We start from the raw sequence: 21,502 nt of genomic DNA on the forward strand, positions 1-21,502 counted from the left end.
CCGAAGGCGCTGCGGGGGCTCAGTACCGGTACGTATCCGGCTTGTAGGGCCCTTGCTTGGGCACGCCGATGTAGGCCGCCTGCTCTTCGGTCAGCTCGGTCAGCTCGGCGTTCAGCGTCTTCAGCTGCAGGCGCGCGACCTTCTCGTCGAGGTGCTTGGGCAGCACGTAGACCTTGCCGACCTCGTAGTAGTCGCTGTGCGTGAACAGCTCGATCTGGGCGATCGTCTGGTTCGCGAACGACGAGCTCATCACGTAGCTCGGGTGGCCGGTGGCGCAGCCCAGGTTCACCAGGCGGCCCTTGGCCAGCATGATGATGCGCTTGCCGTCCGGGAAGATGACGTGGTCGACCTGCGGCTTGATCTCCTCCCACTGGCACTTCGCTTCGAGCGACGCGACGTCGATCTCGTTGTCGAAGTGGCCGATGTTGCAGACGATCGCGTTGTGCTTCATCTTCGCCATGTGGTCGAAGGTGATGACGCTCTTGTTGCCGGTGGCGGTGACGAAGATGTCGGCCTTGTCGGCGGCCCAGTCCATCGTCACGACGCGGTAGCCTTCCATCGCCGCCTGCAGCGCGTTGATCGGGTCGATCTCGGTCACCCAGACCTGGGCCGACAGCGCGCGCAGCGCCTGCGCGCTGCCCTTGCCGACGTCACCGTAGCCGGCGACGACGGCGATCTTGCCGGCGACCATCACGTCGGTGGCGCGCTTGATGCCGTCGACCAGCGACTCGCGGCAGCCGTAGAGGTTGTCGAACTTGCTCTTCGTGACCGAGTCGTTGACGTTGATCGCGCGGAACAGCAGCGTGCCCTTGGCCGACATCTCGTTCAGGCGGTGCACGCCGGTCGTCGTCTCCTCGGTGACGCCGATGATCTCGGCGCTCTTGCGGCTGTACCAGGTCGGGTCGACGGCGAGCTTGGCCTTGATCGCGGCGAACAGGCAGGTCTCTTCCTCGCTCGTCGGCTTGTCCAGCACCGACAGGTCCTTCTCGGCGCGCTTGCCCAGGTGCATCAGCAGCGTCGCGTCGCCGCCGTCGTCGAGGATCATGTTCGGGCCTTCGCCCGGCGTGCCGGCGGGGCCGAACTCGAAGATGCGGTGGGTGTAGTCCCAGTAGTCGGTCAGGTTCTCGCCCTTGTAGGCGAAGACCGGCGTGCCGCGCTCGACCAGCGCCGCGGCGGCGTGGTCCTGGGTCGAGAAGATGTTGCACGAGGCCCAGCGCACCTGCGCGCCCAGCGCCTGCAGCGTCTCGACGAGCACCGCGGTCTGGATGGTCATGTGCAGGCTGCCGGTGATGCGCGCGCCCTTGAGCGGCTGGCTCTCGGCGTACTCGCTGCGGATGGCCATCAGCGCGGGCATCTCGCACTCGGCGATGTTGAGTTCCTTGCGGCCCCAGGCGGCGAGCGACAGGTCGGCGATCGCGTAGTCGGGGTGGTGCTGTGCTTTCAGGACGGCGTTCATCACGGGGCTCCAGTTCGGTTGGAACCCGCGCGGCAGGCGTCAGGGGAGGTTCAAGCGCATCGCCCACCACCCACGACGTCAGTCGTGCGGGTGAGCGCAGTTGCAATGGGGGTGAGATTTCCGAGCCTGGCCTCAAGCGGGTGAGGTTGCAACGCTCCTCGGAAACGGTGCGCGATTGTAGCCACGGGCCGGCCGCGCGCGAAACGGCGCCGGCCCGCGGCCGGGGTCAGGCGTCGGCGGCCGGCGTGAATTCGTCCGCGCGGAAGCTGGCGATCGCCGCGCGCCCGACGAGCAGCGTGTCGACCGTGCCCAGCGTGTGCAGGTCCTTGTTCGAGTACGGCAGGCGGTGCAGCAGGTAGCGCATCGCGTTCAGGCGCGCGCGCTTCTTGCAATCCGACTTGATGACGATCCACGGCGCGTCCGAGGTGTCGGTGTGCAGGAACATCGATTCCTTGGCGCGGGTGTAGTCGTCCCACTTGTCCAGCGAGGCGACGTCGATCGGCGACAGCTTCCACTGCTTGAGCGGGTGGGCGCGGCGCTCCTTGAAGCGGCGGCGCTGCTCGTCGCGGCTGACCGAGAACCAGAACTTGAACAGGTGCACGCCGCTGCGCACGAGATGGCGCTCGAACTCCGGCGCCTGGCGCATGAACTCGTCGTACTCGTTGTCCGAGCAGAAGCCCATCACGCGTTCGACGCCGGCGCGGTTGTACCAGCTGCGGTCGAAGAGCACGATCTCGCCGCGTGTCGGCAGGTGCTGGATGTAGCGCTGGAAGTACCACTGGCCGCGTTCGACGTCGCTGGGCTTCTCCAGCGCGACGACCCGCGCGCCGCGCGGGTTCAGGTGCTCCATGAAACGTTTGATCGTGCCGCCCTTGCCGGCGGCGTCGCGGCCCTCGAAGAGGATCACGACACGCTGGCCGGTCTCCTTGACCCAGGCCTGCAGCTTCAGCAGCTCGACCTGCAGCCGGTACTTCTGGCGCTCGTAGCTGCGCCGCGACATCAGGTTCTTGTACGGGTAGCCGCCGTCGCGCCAGCCGGGGCGCAGCTCGAGGTCGGGGTCGACGCCCTCGGGGACGACGGTCTCGCGTGCGAACAGCAGCCGGCGCAGCGCCTTGGCCTCGTCGGGCGAGGCGCCGGCGATCAGCGCCTGCATCTGGCGCAGCCACTCGCCGTCGGGGCCGGCATCGCCGTTGGCGTGTGCGGCCAGCACGTCCTTCAGTGCCATCGCGGTCGCGGTCTGGTGGCGCTCGGCGGCGCGCTGCACGACGCTGGCCTCGATGGCCGGCGCCGACAGCGTCGGCGCGGTGTCGCCGCTGGCGACGGCACGCGGGCGACGGGGGCGTCGCGCAGGCTTGGGGGGCGGGGGGCTTGCGGCAGAATCCTGGGCCATGAGACGCGCTCGCGACGTTTCGACCTGCCCATGATCGACCGTCCAGCCGAGCTGTCAATTATCTTGAGTCAAGCCGTCGACCTCGTCCCCGCCGCACTTCACGGCAGCCTCGGCGTCTTCACCGACATCGACGACACGCTGACCGCCGACGGCCGCATCGACCCGCCGGCCGCCACCGCGCTGGCCGAACTGCGGGCCGCCGGCGTGCCGGTGATCGCGATCACCGGGCGGCCGCTGGGCTGGTGCCTGCCGCTGCTGGGCGCCTGGCCGCTGGACGCGATGGTCGCCGAAAACGGCGGCGCGGCGCTGATCCCCGACGGCGACGGTGCACGCGTCGAGTTCGCCCAGCCCGCGGCCGAACGCGTGCACAACGCCGAGCGCCTGCGCGCCGCCGCGGCGCGCGTGCTGCACGAGGTGCCGGGCGCGACGCTGGCGCGCGACAGCGACGGCCGCGTCACCGACATCGCCGTCGACCATTCCGAGTTCGCCCGGCTGGACGAGGCGCAGATCGAGACCGTCGTGCGCCTGATGCGCGACGAAGGCCTCACCGCCACCGTCAGCTCGATCCACGTCAACGGCTGGATCGGCACGCACACCAAGCTGAGCGCGGCGCACTGGATGCTGCGCCGGCTGTACGGGCGCGAGCTGGCCGGCGAGATCGACCGCTGGGTCTACGTCGGCGACTCGACCAACGACCAGCTGATGTTCGGGGCCTTCGAGCGTTCAGTCGGCGTCGCCAACCTGCGGCGCTTTGCCGCCCAGCTGCACACCTGGCCGCGCTGGATCACGCGGGGCGAGCGCGGCGCCGGCTTCGCCGAGGTCGCGCAGGCGGTGATCGCCGGCTTCGGGCGCTGATCAGGCCAGCGCCAGCGGGCCCAGGCGGCGGTACGGCGCCTCGATCAGCTCGCGGTGGTGCCAGCCGCGCGCCGAGCGGATCGGGTGCTCGGCGGCGTACTGGCCGTCCTCGGACGCCAGCTCGACGTAGAGCACCGGGCGGCGCTTGATCTTGCGTTCGCAGACGTAGACGAACAGCGCCTCCGGCCGCGGCTCGGCCAGCAGCTCGGCCAGCGTCGCGCGGCGCAGGCCGTTGTCGGCCAGGCGTTCCGGGTCCGACGCGGTGCCGGCCACCGGCGCGATCCAGGTCGAGCCCAGCAGCTCGCCGGGGATGCAGGGGTCCATCTCGATGCCGTACAGCTGGCCCTCGATGGTCATGCCGCGGCGCACGTTGGCCTGCAGCGGGCGGAACAGCTCGCGGAAGACGATGTTGATGTCCGCCGACTCCATGAAGCGGTGCTGGCGGTCGCCACGGTGCTCGTGCAGCGGGGCGCCGAAGAGGTCGTCGAGGTGGGCCATGCCTGACTTTCGGCTGTCCGGCGAAGTCGTTGAGCGGGAAAAGCCGGGCAAAGGTCGCGTTGTGTCGCGCGACAAGCGGCCCGCGGCATGCCTGCGGCGACAATCCGGGCCCTCCGTCCGACTTCCGCCCCATCCGTCATGAGCACCGTCATCGGCACGCCGCTGTCCCCGTCCGCCACCCGTGTCCTGCTGCTGGGCAGCGGCGAACTCGGCAAGGAGGTACTGATCGCGCTGCAGCGCCTGGGCGTCGAGACGATCGCCGTCGACCGCTACGAGAACGCGCCCGGCCAGCAGGTCGCGCACCACGCGCGCACGATCACGATGAGCGACCCCGAGCAGCTGCGTGCGCTGCTCGAGGCCGAGAAGCCGCAGCTCGTCGTGCCCGAGATCGAGGCCATCGCGACGCCGGTGCTCGAGCAGCTGGAGGCCGAAGGCCGCATCCGCTGCATCCCGACGGCGCGCGCCGCGCGCCTGACGATGGACCGCGAAGGCATCCGCCGCCTGGCCGCCGAGACGCTGGGCCTGCCGACCAGCCCCTACCGCTTCTGCGATTCGCTGGAAGAACTGCAGGCGGCGATCGACGGCGGCATCGGCTACCCCTGTGTCGTCAAGCCGGTGATGAGCTCCAGCGGCAAGGGCCAGAGCAAGATCGACGGCCCCGACGGCGTGAAGAAGGCCTGGGATTACGCGATGGCCGGCGGCCGTGTTGCCGGCGGCCGCATCATCGTCGAGGGCTTCATCGATTTCGATTACGAGATCACCCAGCTCACCGTGCGCGCGCTGGGTGCCGACGGCCAGCCGCAGACGCATTTCTGCGACCCGATCGGCCACGTGCAGGTCAGCGGCGACTACGTCGAGAGCTGGCAGCCGCATCCGATGAGCCCGGCGGCGCTGGCCGCCTCGCGCGACATCGCCAAGAAGATCACCGACGACCTGGGCGGCTTGGGCCTTTTCGGCGTCGAGCTCTTCGTCAAGGGCGACCAGGTCTGGTTCAGCGAGGTCAGCCCGCGGCCGCACGACACCGGCATGGTGACGATGGCCACGCAGTGGCAGAACGAGTTCGAGCTGCACGCGCGCGCCATCCTCGGCCTGCCGGTCGACGCCTCGCTGAAGAGCCCGGGCGCCAGCGCCGTGGTCTACGGCGGCGTCGACGCCGCCGGCATCGTCTTCGACGGCGTCGCCGACGCGCTGGCCGTGCCGGGCAGCGAGCTGCGCCTGTTCGGCAAGCCCGAGAGCTTCGTCAAGCGCCGCATGGGCGTGGCGCTGGTGCACGCCGACGACGTCGACACGGCGCGCGAACGCGCCAAGCTCGCAGCGTCGAAGGTCCGGCCGCGGGTGGCCTGAGTCGGGAAGGCCGGGGTCAGAACGCCGGGGAAGGCCGGGGTTAGGTCTTGTGAGACCTGACCCCTCTTGCCGCGGCGGGGCGTGCAGCCCGGCAGCGCCGCCGCTTTTCCTGCGCCAACGAAAACGCCGGCGCGAGGCCGGCGTCGGGTGCAGCGGAGGTCCGCGAAAAGCTGGGGTCAGGTCTCGTGGAGGTCTGGGGTCAGGTCTCGTGAGACCTGACCCCTCTTGCCTGACCCCTCTTGCCGCGGCGGGGCTTACAGCCCGGCGGCTGCGCGAAGCGCCGCAGCCTTATCCGTGCGCTCCCACGTGAATTCCGGCTCTTCACGGCCGAAGTGGCCGTAGGCGGCGGTCTTCTCGTAGATCGGGCGCAGCAGGTCGAGCATCTGGATGATGCCCTTGGGGCGCAGGTCGAAGTGGGTCTCGACCAGCTTGGCGATCTCGGCGTCGGAGATGACGCCGGTGCCTTCGGTGTAGACCGTGATGTTCATCGGCTTGGCGACGCCGATCGCGTAGGCGACCTGCACCTGGCACTGGCGCGCCAGGCCGGCGGCGACGACGTTCTTGGCGACGTAGCGCGCGGCGTAGGCGGCCGAGCGGTCGACCTTGGACGGGTCCTTGCCCGAGAACGCGCCACCGCCGTGCGGGCAGGCGCCGCCGTAGGTGTCGACGATGATCTTGCGGCCGGTCAGGCCGCAGTCGCCTTGCGGGCCGCCGATGACGAAGCGGCCGGTCGGGTTGACCAGGTAGCGCGTGTCCTGCAGCCATTCCTTGGGCAGCACCGGCTTGATGATCTCCTCGATGACGGCCTCGTAGAAGCTGGCCTTCAGCTTGGTGGCGGTCTCGCTCTGGTCGGGGTGGTGCTGGGTCGACAGCACGACGGTGTCGATCGAGTGCGGCTTGCCGTCGACGTAGCGCATCGTCACCTGGCTCTTGGCGTCGGGGCGCAGGAAGGGCAGCTTGCCGTTCTTGCGCAGCTCGGCCTGGCGCTCGACGAGGCGGTGCGCGTAGTAGATCGGCGCCGGCATCAGCTCGGGCGTCTCGTCGCAGGCGTAGCCGAACATCAGGCCCTGGTCGCCGGCGCCGGTGTTCAGGTGGTCGTCGGACGCGTGGTCCACGCCCTGGGCGATGTCGTTGCTCTGCTTGTCGTAGGCGACGAGCACCGCACAGCCCTTGTAGTCGATGCCGTAGTCGGTGTTGTCGTAGCCGATGCGCTTGATCGTGTCGCGCGCGACCTGGATGTAGTCGACGTGCGCGTTGGTCGTGATCTCGCCGGCCAGCACCACGAGGCCGGTGTTGGTCAGCGTCTCGGCGGCCACGCGGCTGCGCGGGTCCTGCTTGAAGATCGCATCGAGGATCGCGTCCGAGATCTGGTCGGCCACCTTGTCGGGATGGCCTTCGGAGACGGATTCGGAGGTGAAGAGGAAATCGTTCGCCACTGCTGAAAAGCTCCTGTCTGTCTGTCTATCGAACCCTGACTTCGCGATCGTCGGGGTCAGATGCATCTGGAGCCGCGGCGAACGCTTTAGCGGATTTGTTGAGCCAACACCACCCGAAGCGGCGTCTCGCCCGGCGGGGCCTCGGTATCCTTCGGCTCCCGCGTCGCCCCGCAAGTTGTCCTGTTAACTCGGCGACGGCCGGATCATACAAGCATGTTTTTCCTGGTTCGCTGGCTGTCTCGCCGTTCCTTGCGTTTTCTCCACGTCCTGGGCGCTTTCCTTGGCTGGCTGGTCTACTGGGCTTCGCCGTCCTACCGCCGCCGCCTGGACGCCAATGCCGCGCTGGCCGGGCTGACCGCGGCCGAGCGCCGCGAGGCGGTGGCCGATGCCGGCCGCCTGGTGATGGAGGTGCCGCGCCTGTGGCTGCGCCCGCGCGAGCAGCCGATCGCCGACCCGGTGCGCTGGGAAGGCGCCGAGCTGATGGAGTCGCTGCTGGGCCGCGGCAAGGGCCTGGTGCTGCTGACGCCGCACATGGGCAGCTTCGAGATCGCCGCCCAGGCCTACGCCGAACGTTTCGGCGCGCGCCAGCCGCTGACCGTGCTCTACCGCCCGGCGCGCAAGCAGCTGCTGCGCGAGCTGGAGGAGACCGCACGCGCGCGCCCGGCGCTGGCCACCGCACCGGCCACGCTGGCCGGCGTGCGCCAGATGCTGCGGGCGCTGAAGAAGGGCGAGACCGTGGGCCTGCTGCCCGACCAGGTGCCGCCCGAAGGCCAGGGGGTCTGGGCGCCGTTCTTCGGCCAGCCCGCCTACACGATGACGCTGGCCGCGCGCCTGGTGCAGCAGACCGGCGCCGCGGTGGCCATCCTCTGGGCCGAACGCCTGCCGCGTGGTGCCGGTTACGTGGTGCGCCTGATGCCGATGCCGGTGCCGCTGCCCGAGGACGGCGGTGACGAAGCGGGTGCGATCGCCGTGAACCGCTCGATGGAAGCCGTCATCCGCCTCAAGCCCACGCAGTACCTGTGGGGCTACCACCGCTACAAGGCGCCGCGCAGCGGCGCGTCCTCATGACTCTGCTGTCCCGCGCCGTGCTGGCGCTCGTCTGGCTGCTGCATTGGCTGCCGCTGGGGGTGCAGGCCGCGCTCGGCCGCGGCCTCGGCGCCCTGTTCTTCCGCCTCGCCGGCTCGCGGCGGCGCATCGCGCTGCGCAACCTGGAGCTGTGTTTCCCCGACAAGCCCGCCGCCGAGCGCGAGCGCATCGCGCGCGAGCACTTCGGCTGGCTCGGCCGCAGCCTCATCGAACGCGGCCTGCTCTGGTACGCCCCCCCCGAGCGCCTGAAGCGCCTGATCCACGTCGAAGGCCAGGTGCACCTGGCCGACGAGAGCGAGCGCCCGGTGATGTGGCTGGTGCCGCACTTCCTGGCGCTGGACGTCGCCGGCGCCGCCACGCAGCTGTTCCAGCAGCGCTGGGTGGCCTCGATCTACCAGCGCCAGAGCAATGCGGTGATGGACGCGGCGATGCGCGCCGGGCGGCTGCGCTTCGGGCGCGGCGAGGTGTTCTCGCGCCAGGAGAGCGCGCTGCCGCTGGTGCGTGCCGTCAAACGCGGCGCGGCCTTCTTCAACCTGCCCGACATGGACTTCGGCCGCCGCGAGGCGGTGTTCGTGCCGTTCTTCGGCGTGCCGGCGGCGACGCTGACGGCGCCGTCGAAGATGGCGCGCGGGCTGAAGATGACGGTGCAGCCGGTGGTCGCCGAGTTCCTGCCCGGCGGTGCCGGCTACCGCGTGCGTTTCCTGCCCCCGTTCACCGACTGGCCCAGCGACGACGCCGAGGCCGACGCCCGGCGCATGAACGAGTGGATCGAGAGCGAGGTCGTGCGCAACCCGTCGCAGTACCTCTGGGTGCACAAGCGGTTCAAGACCCGCCCCGAGGGCGAGCCCGGGCTGTACACGAAGCGATAATCCGCCGATGCGACTGCGCTTCACCAAGATGCACGGCGCCGGCAACGACTTCGTCGTGCTCGACGCCACCGGCGCGCCGCTGGCGCTGTCGCGCGAGCAGATCCGCCGGCTGGGTGACCGGCGCTTGGGCGTCGGCGCCGACCAGATCCTCGTCATCGAGCGCAGCACGACGCCCGGCGTCGACTTCCGCTACCGCATCTTCAACAACACCGGCGACGAGGTCGAGCAGTGCGGCAACGGCTCGCGCTGCTTCGTGCGCTACGTCGTCGACCACGGCCTGACCGACAAGACGACGATCCGCGTCGAGACCGTCAACAACCTGCTCGAGCTGTCGCTGGCCGCCGACGGCCGCGTGCGTGTCGACATGAACCGCCCCGTCTTCGACCTGGCGCGTGTGCCCTTCGACGCCAGCGGGCTGATGCCGCGCCTCGTCAACGGCTTCGAGCTCTGGCCGCTGGCCGACGCCGGAGTCGAGGTCGCCGTGCTGTCGATGGGCAACCCGCACGCGGTGATGCGTGTAGCCGACGTCGACGCCGCGCCGGTGGCCGCCGTCGGCCCGCGGGTCGAGAGCCATGCGCGCTTCCCGCGCCGCGTCAACGCCGGCTTCCTGCAGGTCTTGTCGCGCAGCGAGGTGAAGCTGCGTGTCTACGAGCGCGACGCCGGCGAGACGCTGGCCTGCGGCACCGGCGCCTGCGCCGCGGTCGTCGCCGGCATCCGCCTGGGCTGGCTGGACCGCCGCGTCGAGGTGCACGCGCGCGGCGGCGACCTGCTGATCGAGTGGCCCGACGACAGCGCCTCGGTGCTGATGACCGGCCCTGCCGTGACCGTCTTCGAAGGAGAAATCGAGCTGTGAACCTCCAGGGCATCACCGAGAACGACATCGCCGAGTACCTGGCCAACACGCCCGGCTTCTTCGAGCGCCACGCCGAGCTGCTGTCCAGCGTGCAGCTCACCAGCCCGCACGGCCAGCGCGCCGTCTCGCTGCAGGAGCGGCAGATGGAAATGCTGCGCGACCGCATCAAGGGCCTGGAGATGCGCATCGTCGAGATGATCCGGCACAGCCAGGAGAACGTCGGCATCGCCGAACGCCTGCACCGCTGGACACGCGCGCTGCTCGTCACCGCCGACGCCGCCGCGCTGCCCGCGGTGCTGGTCGACGAGCTGCAGCACCAGTTCATGATCCCGCAGGCCGCGCTGCGGCTGTGGAACGTCGCCCCGGCGCACGAAGGCCAGCGCTTCAGCGAGCCGGTCAGCGACGACGTGAAGAGCTTCGCCGACAGCCTGTCGCAGCCGTACTGCGGCGTGAACGCCGGTTTCGAGGCCGTGAGCTGGCTGCCCGAGCCGGGCGCCATCGCCTCGGTGGCGCTGATCCCGCTGCGCGGCGCGGCCGGCAGCTTCGGCCTGCTGATCCTGGGCTCGCCCGACCCGACGCGCTACAGCGCCGACATGGGCACCGAGTTCCTGGTGCGCATCGGCGACACCGCGGGAGCGGCTCTCTCGCGTCTGACGGCCTGAGCCCGGCGATGGGCGCCACGCTGCCCGACGACGTGCAGCGCTGGCTGGACCACCAGGGCGTCGAGCGGCGGCTGGCGCCGCGCACGCTGGCGCTGTACCGCGACGCCCTCGGCCGGCTGGCGGCCTCGGCCGCAGCCGACGGCGTCGAACTGCGCGCCGCCCAGCCGCACCACGTGCGCCGCTGGATGGCGCAGCTGCGCACCGCCGGCCTCGCGCCGCGCAGCATCGCCCTGGTGCTGTCGGCCTGGCGCGGGCTGTACCGCTGGTGGGGCCGCGAAGGCCTGGTGCCGGCGAATCCGGTCGACGGCCTGAAGGCGCCCAAGACCGGCAAGCCGCTGCCCAAGGCGCTGCCGGTCGACCAGGCCGTCGCGCTGGCCGAAAAAGAGAACGAAGACGGCGACACCCGCCTGGCGGCGCGCGACCACGCGATCGTCGAGCTGCTCTACGGCTGCGGGCTGCGCATCGGCGAGCTGCTGGCGCTGGACGTGGCGCCGTCGGCCACGGCCGCCGGCTGGATCGACGCCGAAGACGCCAGCGCCCACGTGCTCGGCAAGGGCCGCAAGCGGCGCAGCGTGCCGGTGGGCGCCAAGGCGCTGGAGGCGCTGGCCGCCTGGCTGGCGGTGCGCGGGCAATTGGCCGCGGCCGGCGAGCCGGCGCTCTTCGTCAGCCGGCGTGGCGAACGCCTGTCGCAAGGCGCGCTGCGCGCACGCTTGAAGCAGATCGCACTGCAGGCCGGGCTGCCGACGCACGCGCACCCGCACATGCTGCGCCACAGCTATGCCAGCCATCTGCTGCAGAGCAGCGGCGACCTGCGTGCGGTGCAGGAGCTGCTGGGCCACGCCAGCATCTCGACGACCCAGGTCTACACCCAGCTCGACTTCCAGCACCTGGCACGCGCCTACGACGCCGCGCATCCGCGGGCCAAACGCAAGACGCCCGAAGGCGGCTGAGGCCGCGCCGGCGGTCTGGGGTCGGCGGTCTGGGGTCAGGTCTCAGCGGTCAGGGGTCAGGTCTCGCAAGACCTGACCCCGTTCTTCCGCTCTTCAGCGGCCGTCAGGGGTCAGGTCTCACGAGACCTGACCCCGTTCCTCCCGTTCCTCCGAGACCTGACCCCGTTCTTCTGAACCCGTTCTTCAGGGCGCGGCGACAATCGCGCCCATGAAAACGATCCGACTGCGCGAAGGCAAGGAGCGCTCGCTGCAGCGCCGCCACCCCTGGGTGTTCCAGGGCAGCATCGAAAAAGGCAAGGCCGACGCCGGCGAGACCGTTCGGGTGGACGCCGCCGACGGCAGCTTCCTCGCCTGGGGGGCCTACAGCCCGAACTCGACGATCCGCGTGCGCGCCTGGAGCTTCGAGGCCAGCGAACGCATCGACGCCGACTTCTTCCAGCGCCGCATCGCGCGTGCGCTGGCGCTGCGTGCGCGCCTGCCGGTGGCCAGCGACGGCGTGCGCCTGATCCACGGCGAAGCCGACGGCCTGCCGGGCCTCGTCGTCGACCGCTACGGCGACCTGCTGTCGGTGCAGTTCCTGTCGGTGGGCAGCGTGCGCTGGAAGGACGTGATCGCCGACGCGCTGATGGCGCAGACCGGCGCGCGCGGCCTGTATGAACGCTCCGACGCCAGCGTGCGTTCGCTCGAAGGCCTGGAGCCGGTGACCGGCTGGCTGCGCGGCGGCGGCGGCACCGAGGTCACGATCCGCGAACACGGCTGGAAGCTGACGCTGGACGTGGCCACCGGCCACAAGACCGGCTTCTACCTCGACCAGCGCGACAACCGCGCGCGTTTCGCCGAGCTGGTGCGCCAGCAGGGCGCCCAGCGCGTGCTGAACTGCTTCTGCTACACCGGCGGCTTCAGCGTCGCGGCGCTGGCCGGCGGTGCGCGCCACGTCACCAGCATCGACTCGTCGGCGCCGGCGCTGGAGCGGGTGCAGGCCCACGTCGAGCTGAACGGCTTCGACGCCGCGCGCAGCCGCACGCAGGACGCCGACGTCAACCAGTTCCTGCGCGACGAGCTGAAGGCGGGGCAGCGCTACGACGCCATCGTGCTCGACCCGCCGAAGTTCGCGCCCACCGCGGCGCACGCCGAACGTGCGTCGCGCGCCTACAAGGACATCAACCGCCTGGCGCTGAAGCTGCTGGAGCCGGGTGGGCTGCTGCTGACCTTCAGCTGCTCGGGCGGCATCAGCGCCGACCTGTTCCACAAGATCGTCGCCGGCGCGGCGATGGACGCCGGTGTCGATGGCGCGATCCTGGCCCGGCTGGAAGGCGCGCCCGACCACCCGACGACGCTGTTCTTCCCCGAGGGCGAGTACCTGAAGGGGCTGGCGATCGTCAGGCAGTAGCGCCGGCGTTCAGCGGCCGCTCGGGGTCAGGTCCCGCAGGACCTGACCCCAGACTTCAGCGGCCGCGCACCAGTGGCTGCTCGAGGCTGCTCGGGGTCAGGTCCTGAGGGACCTGACCCCAGGCTTCCAGGCTTCCCCAGGCTTCCAGGCTTCTGACCCCAGCCTTCCTGGCCTCACCGCCCCCCGCGCACCATCGCCATCACCTTCTGCACGTCCAGCGTGCGCGCCTGCTGCTGGATCTGCGGCGCGTACTGGCTCTGCATGCCGCGCGCCTGCTGCAGCAGCTCGGTATAGGTGCTGCGCAGCATCTCGGTGGAGAAGGTGCGCCCGCCGGCGTAGTAACGCTTGGCGACCTGACCCAGCGCCCAGGTCGTCGCGAAGCTCAGCCCTGAGCTGACGGCCTGCTTGCCGAGGCCGCCGAGCAGCCCGCCGCCGACGCGCCCGAGCAGGCCGCCCAGCAGCTTGCGCCCGGCCTGCTCCAGGTATTGCGAGGTGAGGCCGACGCCGGCGGTGGCCAGGAAGTCCTTCACGTGGCCGCTGTCCAGCGGGTAGCCGTAGGCCAGGCCGACGCGGTGCACCAGCTTCATCTGCAGCGGGATGATGGCCAGCGTCGACAGCGACTCGGGCAGCAGCTCCAGCGCGCCGTTCAGGATCGCGGCGTTGAGGATCGCGCGGTCCAGCTCGGCCTCGTCGACCGCGGGCCGGGCCGGGCGCGCCACGGTGTCCGCCGCGGCCGCCGGCGCAGCGGCCTCCACCACCTCGCCGGCGACGTCCGCCGACGCCAGCGTCTCGGCCTGCGCCGCGTAGGCGCCGGCCTCGCCGTCGTCGAGGCCGAGACGACGCGCCAGGTCGGCGAGGAAGGCGCGCTCGGCATCGCTCTGCGTGCCGTCGGCGTCGCAGACGCCCACTGCCATCTCGTAGGCCAGCTGGCGCGCGTCGGCGCTGCTCAGCGCGGCGGCGGCCGCGGCCACGTCCACACGCTTGAGCAGCACGTCCTGCACCAGCGACGGCAGGTCGACAGCCGCGTCCTGCGCCAGGCCTTCGGCGATGCGGCGGATCTGTTCACGCTCGCGTTCGTGCTTGCGGCCGTCGGCGAAGGCGGCGAGCAGGGCGATCGTCAGGACGGCGCGGGTGTCGGCGGTGTTCATCGGGCGGTGGCGGCGGGTGTTGACGCGCGCACTCTAGCGAGTGCGCGTTGTCCGCTGCGCCGCGGGTGCTTGCCGCGTCAGCGTGCCGGCGCCGGCAGCGGCAGCCGCGGGTCGAACTTGGCGCGCTTGACGCTGAAGAAAGCCTTCACGTTGCGCACGTTGGCGTCCTGCGTGAACAGGCGCTGCACCAGCGCGTGGTAGCCGGCCATGTCGGCGGCGTGCACGACGAGCACGAAGTCCGGCCCCGGCGACACGCGGTAGCACTGCTGCACCGCGGCGTCGCCGGCGACACGGGCCTCGAAGGCGTCCAGGTGCTCGGCGCCCTGTCGGTCCAGCGTGATCTCCACCAGCGCCGTCAGCCCGGCGCCCAGGCGTTCGGGCGAGAGCAGCGCGACGCGGCGCTCGATGACGCCGCCGTCGACCAGCCGCCGCACGCGCCGCAGCGCCGTCGCTGGCGAGGTGTGGGCGCGTTCGGCCAGTGCCTGGTTGGACAGCGAGGCGTCGTCCTGCAGCAGCTCGAGCAGGCGGTAGTCGGTGGCGTCGAGATCCATGACGAAAGGATATGCCATCCGATGTGAAGTAACGAAATAAAATGCCGATACCTCATTCGTGTGGGTGAATCGTTCACGATCACGCCATCAATGAACGAAAACTTCATCCGCCCCGGCCTAGCATCCGGCCACCGAAGTTCGAAAGGTTGAATCCATGTGCGGCATCGTCGGCGCGGTCAGCACGCGCAACATCGTCCCGATCCTGATCGAAGGCCTGAAGCGGCTGGAGTACCGCGGCTACGACTCCTGCGGCGTGGCCGTGCACCAGGACGGCGAGCTGCGCCGGGCGCGCAGCACCTCGCGCGTGGCCGAGCTGGAAGCCAACGTCGCGCATGACGGCATCGCCGCCACCACCGGCATCGCGCACACGCGCTGGGCGACGCACGGCGCGCCGCTGGTGCACAACGCCCACCCGCACTTCTCGGCCGGCCCCGGCGCCGAGGGCCCGGGCCGGATCGCGCTGGTGCACAACGGCATCATCGAGAACCACGACGAGCTGCGTGCCGAGCTGCAGCAGCGCGGCTACGTCTTCGCCAGCCAGACCGACACCGAGGTCATCGCCCACCTGGTGCACCGCTATTACGAAGGCGACCTGCTCGAAGCCGTGCAGCGTGCGCTGCCGCGGCTGCGCGGCGCCTACGCGATCGCCGTCTTCTGCCGTGACGAGCCGCACCGCGTGGTCGGTGCGCGCCAGGGGTCGCCGCTGGTGCTGGGCGTCGGCGAAGGCGAGAACTTCGTCGCCTCCGACGCGATGGCGCTGGCCGGCGTCACCGAACGCATCGTCTACCTGGAAGAAGGCGACGTCGTCGACCTGCAACTGGGCCGGGTGTGGATCAGCGCCGCCGACGAGCAGGGCCGCTACCGCGCCGTCGAGCGCGAAGTGCGCACCGTCGCCGCCTACAGCGGCGCCGCCGAGCTGGGGCCGTACCGGCACTACATGCAGAAGGAGATCTTCGAGCAGCCCAAGGCGATTGCCGACACGCTGGACGCGGTGCCCGGCATCAGCCCCGAGCTGTTCGGCGACGGCGCCTACCGCATCTTCAAGGACGTCGACCGCGTGCTGATCCTGGCCTGCGGCACCAGCTACTACGCCGGCAGCACCGCGCGCTACTGGCTGGAGTCGGTGGCCGGCATCCCGACGACGGTGGAGATCGCCAGCGAGTACCGCTACCGCGACAGCGTGCCCGACCCGCGCACGCTGGTCGTCACGATCAGCCAGAGCGGCGAGACCGCCGACACGCTGGCCGCGCTGAAGCACGCGCGCAGCCTGGGCATGAAGCACACGCTGACGATCTGCAACGTCGCCACCAGCGCGATGGTGCGCGAGTGCGAGCTGGCCTACGTCACACGCGCCGGCGTCGAGATCGGCGTCGCCAGCACCAAGGCCTTCACGACCCAGCTCGTCGCGCTGTACCTGCTGACGCTGGCGCTGGCGCAGGTGAAGGGCCGGCTGACCGACGAGCAGGAAGCCGCGGAGCTGAAGGCGCTGCGCCACCTGCCGCTGGCGCTGCAGGCCGTGCTGGCGCTGGAGCCGCAGGTCATCGCCTGGAGCGAGGACTTCTCGCGCAAGGAGAACGCGCTGTTCCTGGGCCGCGGGCTGCACTACCCGATCGCGCTGGAAGGCGCGCTGAAGCTCAAGGAGATCAGCTACATCCACGCCGAGGCCTACCCGGCCGGCGAGCTGAAGCACGGCCCGCTGGCGCTGGTGACCGAGCAGATGCCGGTGGTGACGGTGGCGCCGAACGATGCGCTGCTGGAGAAGCTGAAGAGCAACATGCAGGAAGTGCGCGCCCGCGCCGGCCAGCTCTACGTCTTCGCCGACGCCGACAGCCACATCGCCAGCGACACCGGCGTGCACGTCATCCGCATGCCCGAGCACTACGGCCGGCTGTCGCCGATCCTGCACGTGGTGCCGCTGCAGCTGCTGGCCTACCACGCGGCTTGTGCGCGGGGGACGGATGTGGACAAGCCGAGGAATCTGGCGAAGTCGGTGACGGTGGAGTGAGGGGGCGCCGCAGCCCTGACATGACGGAATATGGCCTGTCATAGTTTGAATAAGGCCTGTCGGGATGCGGGTTGCGCAGCCCGAGTGGTACAGGCTGGCGTATTAGTGGTCTTCTGAATGCGGAGGTGCAGAGAATCCTCCCCTTGCGTCCAACCTAAAGCAGAACTTGGGACTCCGGGTAGCCTAGGGCGTTGAGTTTTGGGCGGAAGCTTGTAGTTCTCGATCGAACGGTGGAAGGGCAAGAGGGGGTGTCCTCCGGTCCAGCTGGTTGCAGTTTCGACGGCACGCGAATACCCGGGGCAGTGCCGTCTCGTGCGGCGCCTATTTCATTGTCGGGTCGCTTAGGTTTGGACGCTAGCGGGCTGCTAAAAAAGGCTTGGCATGCCAGTTGCCATGGTGTCTATCTGTCGAGCCTTTGTCAGGTTGATCCGCGCAATCAGTCGCGCGCCCTGAGGCCGTTCTTAAACAGCCTGTTACGTAAAAGCGACGTTCACCGCTCTTGCGTCGAATGTAACGCAGATTAATCCCTCTCTGTTTGCGTTTGCGTAATATTGGATGGTCGGGTAAGCTGCTGCGGTCCGTCAAGTGAGGCTGGGGGAGTTGGTAATGGCTCGCGGTAGTGATGCCGTTACTGAGGCCCTGAGCCTGTGTGTTTGCCAAGTCTGAGGTTGGCGCTGCAGGTTACGCCCAGGAGGGCATGCAGAAGTAAGTCCCGGCATATCAAATTCTTTGCGCCGACATAATGCAGATGCCTCGGGTTTATCGCTGGCGAGCAGCGTTTCTCCGAGCAAAAACAAAAGTTCCCGATGATTATTCCTGACTGCGCGCCTCTAGCCCGGCACGGCGAGATGCCAATCACCGATGCAGACCGTCTACAAGCGATTGACTGGTCCTTCTCGGTTCGAGGTAAAGCCTCAAAAGTTGAGGCCATCCACCCGTATCCAGCCAAGTTCATTGGCGAAATTCCCGCTGCGTTCCTGTCTTCACTTCCTATCCCCGCCAACACGGCAGTGTTGGATCCATTCTGCGGGTCGGGTACAACTTTGCTTGAGGCGCAAAAGTTTGGGCGACCCTCGGTCGGCATTGATCTCAACCCAATCGCATGCCTCATCTCAAGAGTAAAGACTTCACCGCTGGCAGATGGTTTTCTTGAGGCTGTGCGGCAACTCTCTGAAGACGCTCAAGCAGTCAAGAGACCTTCCATTCCTGATATTCCAAACATTGATCATTGGTTTGAGGAGGGGATTCAGAAAGCAGTCGCTGCTTTGGCGGTAACTGTTGCGAAGCCATGCTACGAGCCTTGGCGGGATGCGCTTCGCCTGGCCTTGTCTAGCATATTGGTGAGAGTTTCAAATCAAGATAGTGATACTCGGTATGCTGCGGTGAATAAAGGCATCGTGCCTGCCGACGTTTTCGCGCAATTTCAGCTGGCTGCTCAAAAGATGAGCAAAGCACTGGCAACTCGTTCTTGGACGCTTCTCAGTGCCAAAGTCATTGAGTCTGATGTTTTGCGAGTTACGCCGGAGAAAATTGGTGTGCCTGTGGGTCTGATGGTTACCTCTCCGCCGTATCCAAATGCCTACGAGTACTGGCTTTATCACAAGTATCGGATGTGGTGGCTCGGGTTTGACCCGATCGCCGTTAAAGAACAGGAAATTGGTGCCCGTGCCCACTTCTTTAAGAAGCATCACCACACGGCCGAAATGTTTGTGGATCAGATGCGCGGCACCTTGGAGCTTGTCAATTCAGTTCTCGTGCCTGGCGGATACGCTTGTGTGGTTGTGGGTCGCTCAAGGATTCATGGGAAAATTCATGACAACGGCGCCATGATTTACGATCTGGGCTTGAGCATGGGTCTTGAGCCCATCATCAAGTTGGAGCGAGAAATCAATTCAAGTAGAAAGTCTTTTAATCTCTCCCACGCAAACATTAAGACTGAGACTGTGTTGGTCTTGAAGAAGAGGTAAGATGACTTCGCTCATTTGGCATAACTACAAGTATTTCCCTTACGAAAAAGACTTGGCGGCGCGGGAGATATTCGCCCTGCTTGGTGCTGGGGCTGTGGAGTTGACGAACATTGGGGCTACGGCGCAATCGTGTGCGACACCTTCCAATGCGTCTCGGCTAGTCTACTTTTCTTCCTTTGAAGACTCGCGGACTGGTGAACACCTGCCCACGCGGCAGGCGCTGTTAGAGCGGGTCAGTGGAAACGGGCGCAACCGGCAGTCGACTCGCTATTCTGCGCACGGGTTGCACGAGTACAAAGGCAAGTTCAATCCGCAAGTTGCGAAGGCACTTCTGAATATCTTTGGAGTGAAAGAAGGCCAATGGGTTCTAGACCCGTTCTGCGGAAGCGGCACTTCGTTGGTGGAGGCATCTCATCTGGGCGTAAACGGGGTTGGCACAGACATAAACCCTCTGGCGGTGTACTTGGCGAATGCAAAGGTTCTTGCTCTCTCAGTGGCGGCCAAAGATATTGAGCGGGCTTCGAAGCAGGCGTTGGCTTCGATTGGCAAGATGCGCAAGCGCGCGGTGCGGAAAGACGCGCGCCGTGAATACCTTGAGTCGTGGTTTCCGGCTGAGAACCTGAACGACATTGAGGCGCTTCGACTGGCGCTGCAAGAGCAGGACTGCGAGAAGTCTGGAATTTTGTTGGCGGTGGCATCCAACCTTCTGAGGGACTATTCTTTGCAGGAGCCGGGCGACCTTCGTATCCGCCGCCGCATTTCCCCATTCCCAGGGCAGACCTATCTCGCCGCCTACGACGAAGCCGTCGCGTCGTTCGTTCAAAAGTTGTCAGCTTCGCAGGATGTCTTGGGACTCGTAAAACCCGTCACGAAGGCCTGCTTGATGGACTCCCGCCAGTCCTTGGAAAGAACCAAAGAAATTGCTACCGCAGGTTTTGACGCCGCATTGACCAGCCCGCCGTACGCTACAGCGCTTCCCTACATTGACACCCAGCGCCTATCCCTGGTGTGGTTGGGACTGCTTGAGCCATCCGAAATCTTGGCGCTCGAGGCGCGGCTAGTGGGCAGTCGAGAAATTCGGGGTACAGGAAAAGCAGAGTTGCTGTCTTCCCTCGAAGCTAATAAAGCAGATTTGCCCGCTGAAGAGGCTGCCTTGTGCGTCAGGCTTCAGCAGACTTTGACCGAGCAAGACGGTTTCAGGCGCCAGGCGGTGCCTCGCTTGCTCTACAGATACTTCGCCGACATGGCTGAGTCCTTCGCTTCTGTGCGAAGAGTCATGAAGGCCGGAGCAAGGTATGGGCTCATCGTCGGCGGTAACCACACGGTCTTGGGGGGGCGGCGATTCGATATCAACACCCCGAACCACCTCGCCAGCCTTGCAGTATCGCGAGGGTGGAGACACCTCGAGACCGTGGAGCTTCAGACTTACAAACGGTACGGCCTTCATTCGAAGAATGCCAGCACCACAGAGGCACTGGTCATTCTTCAAGCCTGAGCTTTACCACTCTGGGCTAATACCCTTTTCCAGGCCACAAGAGCCACCCATGAGTTGGTTACTCTGTGCCGCATGCTCGTACGCAAGTGCCGCTCTGGTGTGTTCGGCGCAGCCGGGCTCCAAGAAAGTGATTCGGAAACTGCCAGAATCTTCGTTTGGCCACTCCATCAGAAAGATGTCGCCGTTCCTCGGAAGCTGCAGTTCGTTTTGTGTTATTTCCTTTGCAATCTTGCGAACGGCGGCTGGAAGTACCATACGGAGGTCGCCGTGCCCAGTGTCTTCGGGAAGGACCCCATATGCCATTACATTGGTCTCGCATGGCTGCTCGACTCGCAGCGCAGTAGAGTGATAGCGGAGTCGGAGAGAAAACTCTGCCCGAGGCCTGCCGGAGCGGGGGTAGACACCAAATCGGAAAGTCTCGGCCACTGCAACCGGAATACTGATGTTCGCAGTTCCTGTCCCACCCTCGAAGTGACGAGCACTGTCTCGGGTGAGCTTCATAATAAGGCCTACATAGGGGTCCTTTAGCTTGGCCCCTGACAACGCTGTCCATCCGCTGGTCGCGTCTACAGCGCCTGGCTCAAACAAGATGTGGGCAGGGAAGCCCGGTCGCTTCTCTACGCTCAATCCGAATCCATCTTCTGCATCGTCTACGCCAAACGCAGGTGCAGGCGCTTGCGCAGCAGCTGCAGCTGGAGCCGCCAGAGGTTCGGGTTCCTTCGCCACAAGGACTGTGGCGGTAGCCTCCTCCTCTGGTTCATCCAAATCGAGCGCAGCATCGTCTTCGACCTCGGGCGCTTCATCATCTGGCCACGGCGGCAACACGATGAGCTTGGAACGACGCGCACCAGGCTGAGCGCCTGGCTGCTTTGCAACGGCTTGGTTAAGTGCTCCCCGAGCGGAACGCTGTTTCGCCAGCACGCCAGCCTCGAGCAGGGCTTCGATGTCGGCGAGAGCCGCGACCAAGTGCACACCGTGAATACCGTCTCCGGTCAACCAGTAGTCAATGGCTTCGGCAATCTGGTCGAGCACTTTGGCTGAATCACCGGTTCGCGTGTCCAGAGTAACGGCTGCTTCAACGTTTCCGCCCAAGATCGCTGCTTCTGTAAAGTTGGCTGAACCAACAAAGGCTGCCTGACTTCCGTCGGAGCGGGTAATGTGATAGACCTTGGGGTGAAACAAGGCATTGGTGAATTGAACAATCCCGAGCTTTGCGCTCTCTCTGGGCATCTCCAGCTTTGAAAACAGTCTTGCTACGTCCGAATACAGGGTCTCCGAGTCGTTTGATCCAATGAGGATATGCGTAGGGATATCGTGGGTTGCGAGCCTAGCCAGCAATGGCATAAGCGCACGTGTCGCCCCGAATCGGAAGTAACCAGTCTGCATCCGCAGGGCGCTGACTTCCTCAGTCAGAGTGTCCATAAACCACCGCGTCAATGTCTGGCTGGCGTCCCTCTTCCCCGTGTCAAGATAGTTCATAAAATGCAGGAATTTTTCGATTTGTACTAAACGCTCTTCCGAGCATGGATCGATAGCGTAATACAGCT

18 protein-coding genes and 1 riboswitch are annotated in these 21,502 nt (G+C 67.1%); of the genes, 11 read left to right on the top strand and 7 right to left on the bottom strand.

Translation table 11 applies throughout. The annotated features are described in order from the left end of the window. Nucleotides 1-19: 19 nt before the first annotated feature. The gene (gene ahcY, locus LOC65_RS06435; RefSeq protein WP_009858763.1) at nt 20-1,456 is read right to left on the bottom strand and encodes an adenosylhomocysteinase; all 1,437 of its coding nucleotides are present in this window, start codon (nt 1,454-1,456) and stop codon (nt 20-22) included. 85 nt (nt 1,457-1,541) lie between these two features. Beyond that, nucleotides 1,542-1,622: riboswitch (S-adenosyl-L-homocysteine riboswitch) on the bottom strand. A 60-nt stretch (nt 1,623-1,682) separates the two neighbouring features. Beyond that, nucleotides 1,683-2,846, bottom strand: coding sequence for a polyphosphate kinase 2 (ppk2, locus tag LOC65_RS06440; protein WP_009858762.1), 1,164 nt, complete (start codon nt 2,844-2,846; stop codon nt 1,683-1,685). Between the two features lie 30 nt (nt 2,847-2,876). Here ppk2 and LOC65_RS06445 point away from each other — a divergent pair, with 30 nt between their 5' ends. After that, nucleotides 2,877-3,701 (top strand): HAD-IIB family hydrolase, encoded by an 825-nt coding sequence (locus LOC65_RS06445; RefSeq protein ID WP_230246974.1) that lies wholly within the window; start codon nt 2,877-2,879, stop codon nt 3,699-3,701. On the opposite strand, the gene LOC65_RS06450 is transcribed toward LOC65_RS06445, so the two are convergent. Beyond that, entirely contained in the window at nt 3,702-4,199 is a 498-nt protein-coding gene (locus LOC65_RS06450; protein WP_230246975.1) for a hypothetical protein, read from the bottom strand. Between the two features lie 138 nt (nt 4,200-4,337). Here LOC65_RS06450 and purT point away from each other — a divergent pair, with 138 nt between their 5' ends. Further along, nucleotides 4,338-5,543 (top strand): formate-dependent phosphoribosylglycinamide formyltransferase, encoded by a 1,206-nt coding sequence (purT, locus tag LOC65_RS06455; RefSeq protein WP_230246976.1) that lies wholly within the window; start codon nt 4,338-4,340, stop codon nt 5,541-5,543. Nucleotides 5,544-5,797: 254 nt separating this feature from the next. On the opposite strand, the gene metK is transcribed toward purT, so the two are convergent. Then, a complete protein-coding gene (metK, locus tag LOC65_RS06460; RefSeq protein WP_009858758.1) occupies nt 5,798-6,979 on the bottom strand; it encodes a methionine adenosyltransferase in 1,182 nt (393 codons plus the stop codon). Between the two features lie 213 nt (nt 6,980-7,192). On the opposite strand from metK, the gene LOC65_RS06465 reads away from it, so the two are divergent. From LOC65_RS06465 to LOC65_RS06490, 6 genes are all read left to right on the top strand, one after another. Further along, nucleotides 7,193-8,047: a lysophospholipid acyltransferase family protein gene (locus LOC65_RS06465; protein ID WP_009858757.1), complete on the top strand. Its 855-nt coding sequence runs from the start codon at nt 7,193-7,195 to the stop codon at nt 8,045-8,047. Continuing rightward, entirely contained in the window at nt 8,044-8,934 is an 891-nt protein-coding gene (locus tag LOC65_RS06470; RefSeq protein ID WP_230246977.1) for a lysophospholipid acyltransferase family protein, read from the top strand. Before LOC65_RS06465 ends, LOC65_RS06470 begins: the two co-directional genes overlap by 4 nt. A gap of 7 nt (nt 8,935-8,941) precedes the next feature. Beyond that, nucleotides 8,942-9,787, top strand: coding sequence for a diaminopimelate epimerase (gene dapF / locus LOC65_RS06475; protein ID WP_230246978.1), 846 nt, complete (start codon nt 8,942-8,944; stop codon nt 9,785-9,787). Then, nucleotides 9,784-10,449: a DUF484 family protein gene (locus LOC65_RS06480; RefSeq protein WP_009858754.1), complete on the top strand. Its 666-nt coding sequence runs from the start codon at nt 9,784-9,786 to the stop codon at nt 10,447-10,449. The genes dapF and LOC65_RS06480 overlap by 4 nt, the downstream gene beginning before the upstream one ends. 8 nt (nt 10,450-10,457) lie before the next feature. Beyond that, a complete protein-coding gene (locus tag LOC65_RS06485) occupies nt 10,458-11,399 on the top strand; it encodes a tyrosine recombinase XerC (protein ID WP_230246979.1) in 942 nt (313 codons plus the stop codon). Nucleotides 11,400-11,607: 208 nt separating this feature from the next. After that, entirely contained in the window at nt 11,608-12,789 is a 1,182-nt protein-coding gene (locus LOC65_RS06490) for a class I SAM-dependent rRNA methyltransferase (protein ID WP_230246980.1), read from the top strand. 173 nt (nt 12,790-12,962) lie between these two features. On the opposite strand, the gene LOC65_RS06495 is transcribed toward LOC65_RS06490, so the two are convergent. Together LOC65_RS06495 and LOC65_RS06500 are read right to left on the bottom strand one after the other, a co-directional pair. Beyond that, nucleotides 12,963-13,937, bottom strand: coding sequence for a YcjF family protein (locus tag LOC65_RS06495; RefSeq protein ID WP_230246981.1), 975 nt, complete (start codon nt 13,935-13,937; stop codon nt 12,963-12,965). A gap of 77 nt (nt 13,938-14,014) precedes the next feature. Further along, on the bottom strand, nt 14,015-14,488 hold the full coding sequence (locus LOC65_RS06500; RefSeq protein WP_009858750.1) for an Lrp/AsnC family transcriptional regulator: 474 nt from the start codon (nt 14,486-14,488) through the stop codon (nt 14,015-14,017). 154 nt (nt 14,489-14,642) lie between these two features. Between LOC65_RS06500 and glmS the strand changes: the two genes are divergently transcribed. From glmS to LOC65_RS06515, 3 genes are all read left to right on the top strand, one after another. Continuing rightward, nucleotides 14,643-16,493, top strand: a complete 1,851-nt coding sequence (gene glmS / locus LOC65_RS06505; RefSeq protein WP_230246982.1) for a glutamine--fructose-6-phosphate transaminase (isomerizing) — start codon at nt 14,643-14,645, stop codon at nt 16,491-16,493. Nucleotides 16,494-17,341: 848 nt separating this feature from the next. Then, the gene (locus LOC65_RS06510; protein WP_230246983.1) at nt 17,342-18,460 is read left to right on the top strand and encodes a DNA methyltransferase; all 1,119 of its coding nucleotides are present in this window, start codon (nt 17,342-17,344) and stop codon (nt 18,458-18,460) included. Nucleotide 18,461: 1 nt separating this feature from the next. Then, nucleotides 18,462-19,955 (top strand): TRM11 family methyltransferase, encoded by a 1,494-nt coding sequence (locus tag LOC65_RS06515; protein ID WP_230246984.1) that lies wholly within the window; start codon nt 18,462-18,464, stop codon nt 19,953-19,955. A gap of 3 nt (nt 19,956-19,958) precedes the next feature. On the opposite strand, the gene LOC65_RS06520 is transcribed toward LOC65_RS06515, so the two are convergent. Continuing rightward, a complete protein-coding gene (locus LOC65_RS06520) occupies nt 19,959-21,377 on the bottom strand; it encodes a phospholipase D family protein (RefSeq protein WP_230246985.1) in 1,419 nt (472 codons plus the stop codon). Between the last annotated feature and the right edge of the window lie 125 nt (nt 21,378-21,502).

The organism is Rubrivivax sp. JA1055, from assembly GCF_020966565.1.
In the GTDB taxonomy this organism is placed as follows: Bacteria; Pseudomonadota; Gammaproteobacteria; order Burkholderiales; family Burkholderiaceae_C; genus Rubrivivax; species Rubrivivax benzoatilyticus.

Excerpts from the sequence above, each read along its gene's own strand:
- ahcY (WP_009858763.1), bottom strand. The coding sequence starts at position 1,456 with ATGAACGCCGTCCTGAAAGCACAGCACCACCCCGACTACGCGATCGCC.
- ppk2 (WP_009858762.1), bottom strand. The coding sequence starts at position 2,846 with ATGGCCCAGGATTCTGCCGCAAGCCCCCCGCCCCCCAAGCCTGCGCGA.
- LOC65_RS06445 (WP_230246974.1), top strand. The coding sequence starts at position 2,877 with ATGATCGACCGTCCAGCCGAGCTGTCAATTATCTTGAGTCAAGCCGTC.
- LOC65_RS06450 (WP_230246975.1), bottom strand. The coding sequence starts at position 4,199 with ATGGCCCACCTCGACGACCTCTTCGGCGCCCCGCTGCACGAGCACCGT.
- purT (WP_230246976.1), top strand. The coding sequence starts at position 4,338 with ATGAGCACCGTCATCGGCACGCCGCTGTCCCCGTCCGCCACCCGTGTC.
- LOC65_RS06465 (WP_009858757.1), top strand. The coding sequence starts at position 7,193 with ATGTTTTTCCTGGTTCGCTGGCTGTCTCGCCGTTCCTTGCGTTTTCTC.
- LOC65_RS06470 (WP_230246977.1), top strand. The coding sequence starts at position 8,044 with ATGACTCTGCTGTCCCGCGCCGTGCTGGCGCTCGTCTGGCTGCTGCAT.
- dapF (WP_230246978.1), top strand. The coding sequence starts at position 8,942 with ATGCGACTGCGCTTCACCAAGATGCACGGCGCCGGCAACGACTTCGTC.
- LOC65_RS06485 (WP_230246979.1), top strand. The coding sequence starts at position 10,458 with ATGGGCGCCACGCTGCCCGACGACGTGCAGCGCTGGCTGGACCACCAG.
- LOC65_RS06490 (WP_230246980.1), top strand. The coding sequence starts at position 11,608 with ATGAAAACGATCCGACTGCGCGAAGGCAAGGAGCGCTCGCTGCAGCGC.
- LOC65_RS06495 (WP_230246981.1), bottom strand. The coding sequence starts at position 13,937 with ATGAACACCGCCGACACCCGCGCCGTCCTGACGATCGCCCTGCTCGCC.
- LOC65_RS06500 (WP_009858750.1), bottom strand. The coding sequence starts at position 14,488 with ATGGATCTCGACGCCACCGACTACCGCCTGCTCGAGCTGCTGCAGGAC.
- glmS (WP_230246982.1), top strand. The coding sequence starts at position 14,643 with ATGTGCGGCATCGTCGGCGCGGTCAGCACGCGCAACATCGTCCCGATC.
- LOC65_RS06510 (WP_230246983.1), top strand. The coding sequence starts at position 17,342 with ATGCCAATCACCGATGCAGACCGTCTACAAGCGATTGACTGGTCCTTC.
- LOC65_RS06515 (WP_230246984.1), top strand. The coding sequence starts at position 18,462 with ATGACTTCGCTCATTTGGCATAACTACAAGTATTTCCCTTACGAAAAA.
- LOC65_RS06520 (WP_230246985.1), bottom strand. The coding sequence starts at position 21,377 with ATGGACACTCTGACTGAGGAAGTCAGCGCCCTGCGGATGCAGACTGGT.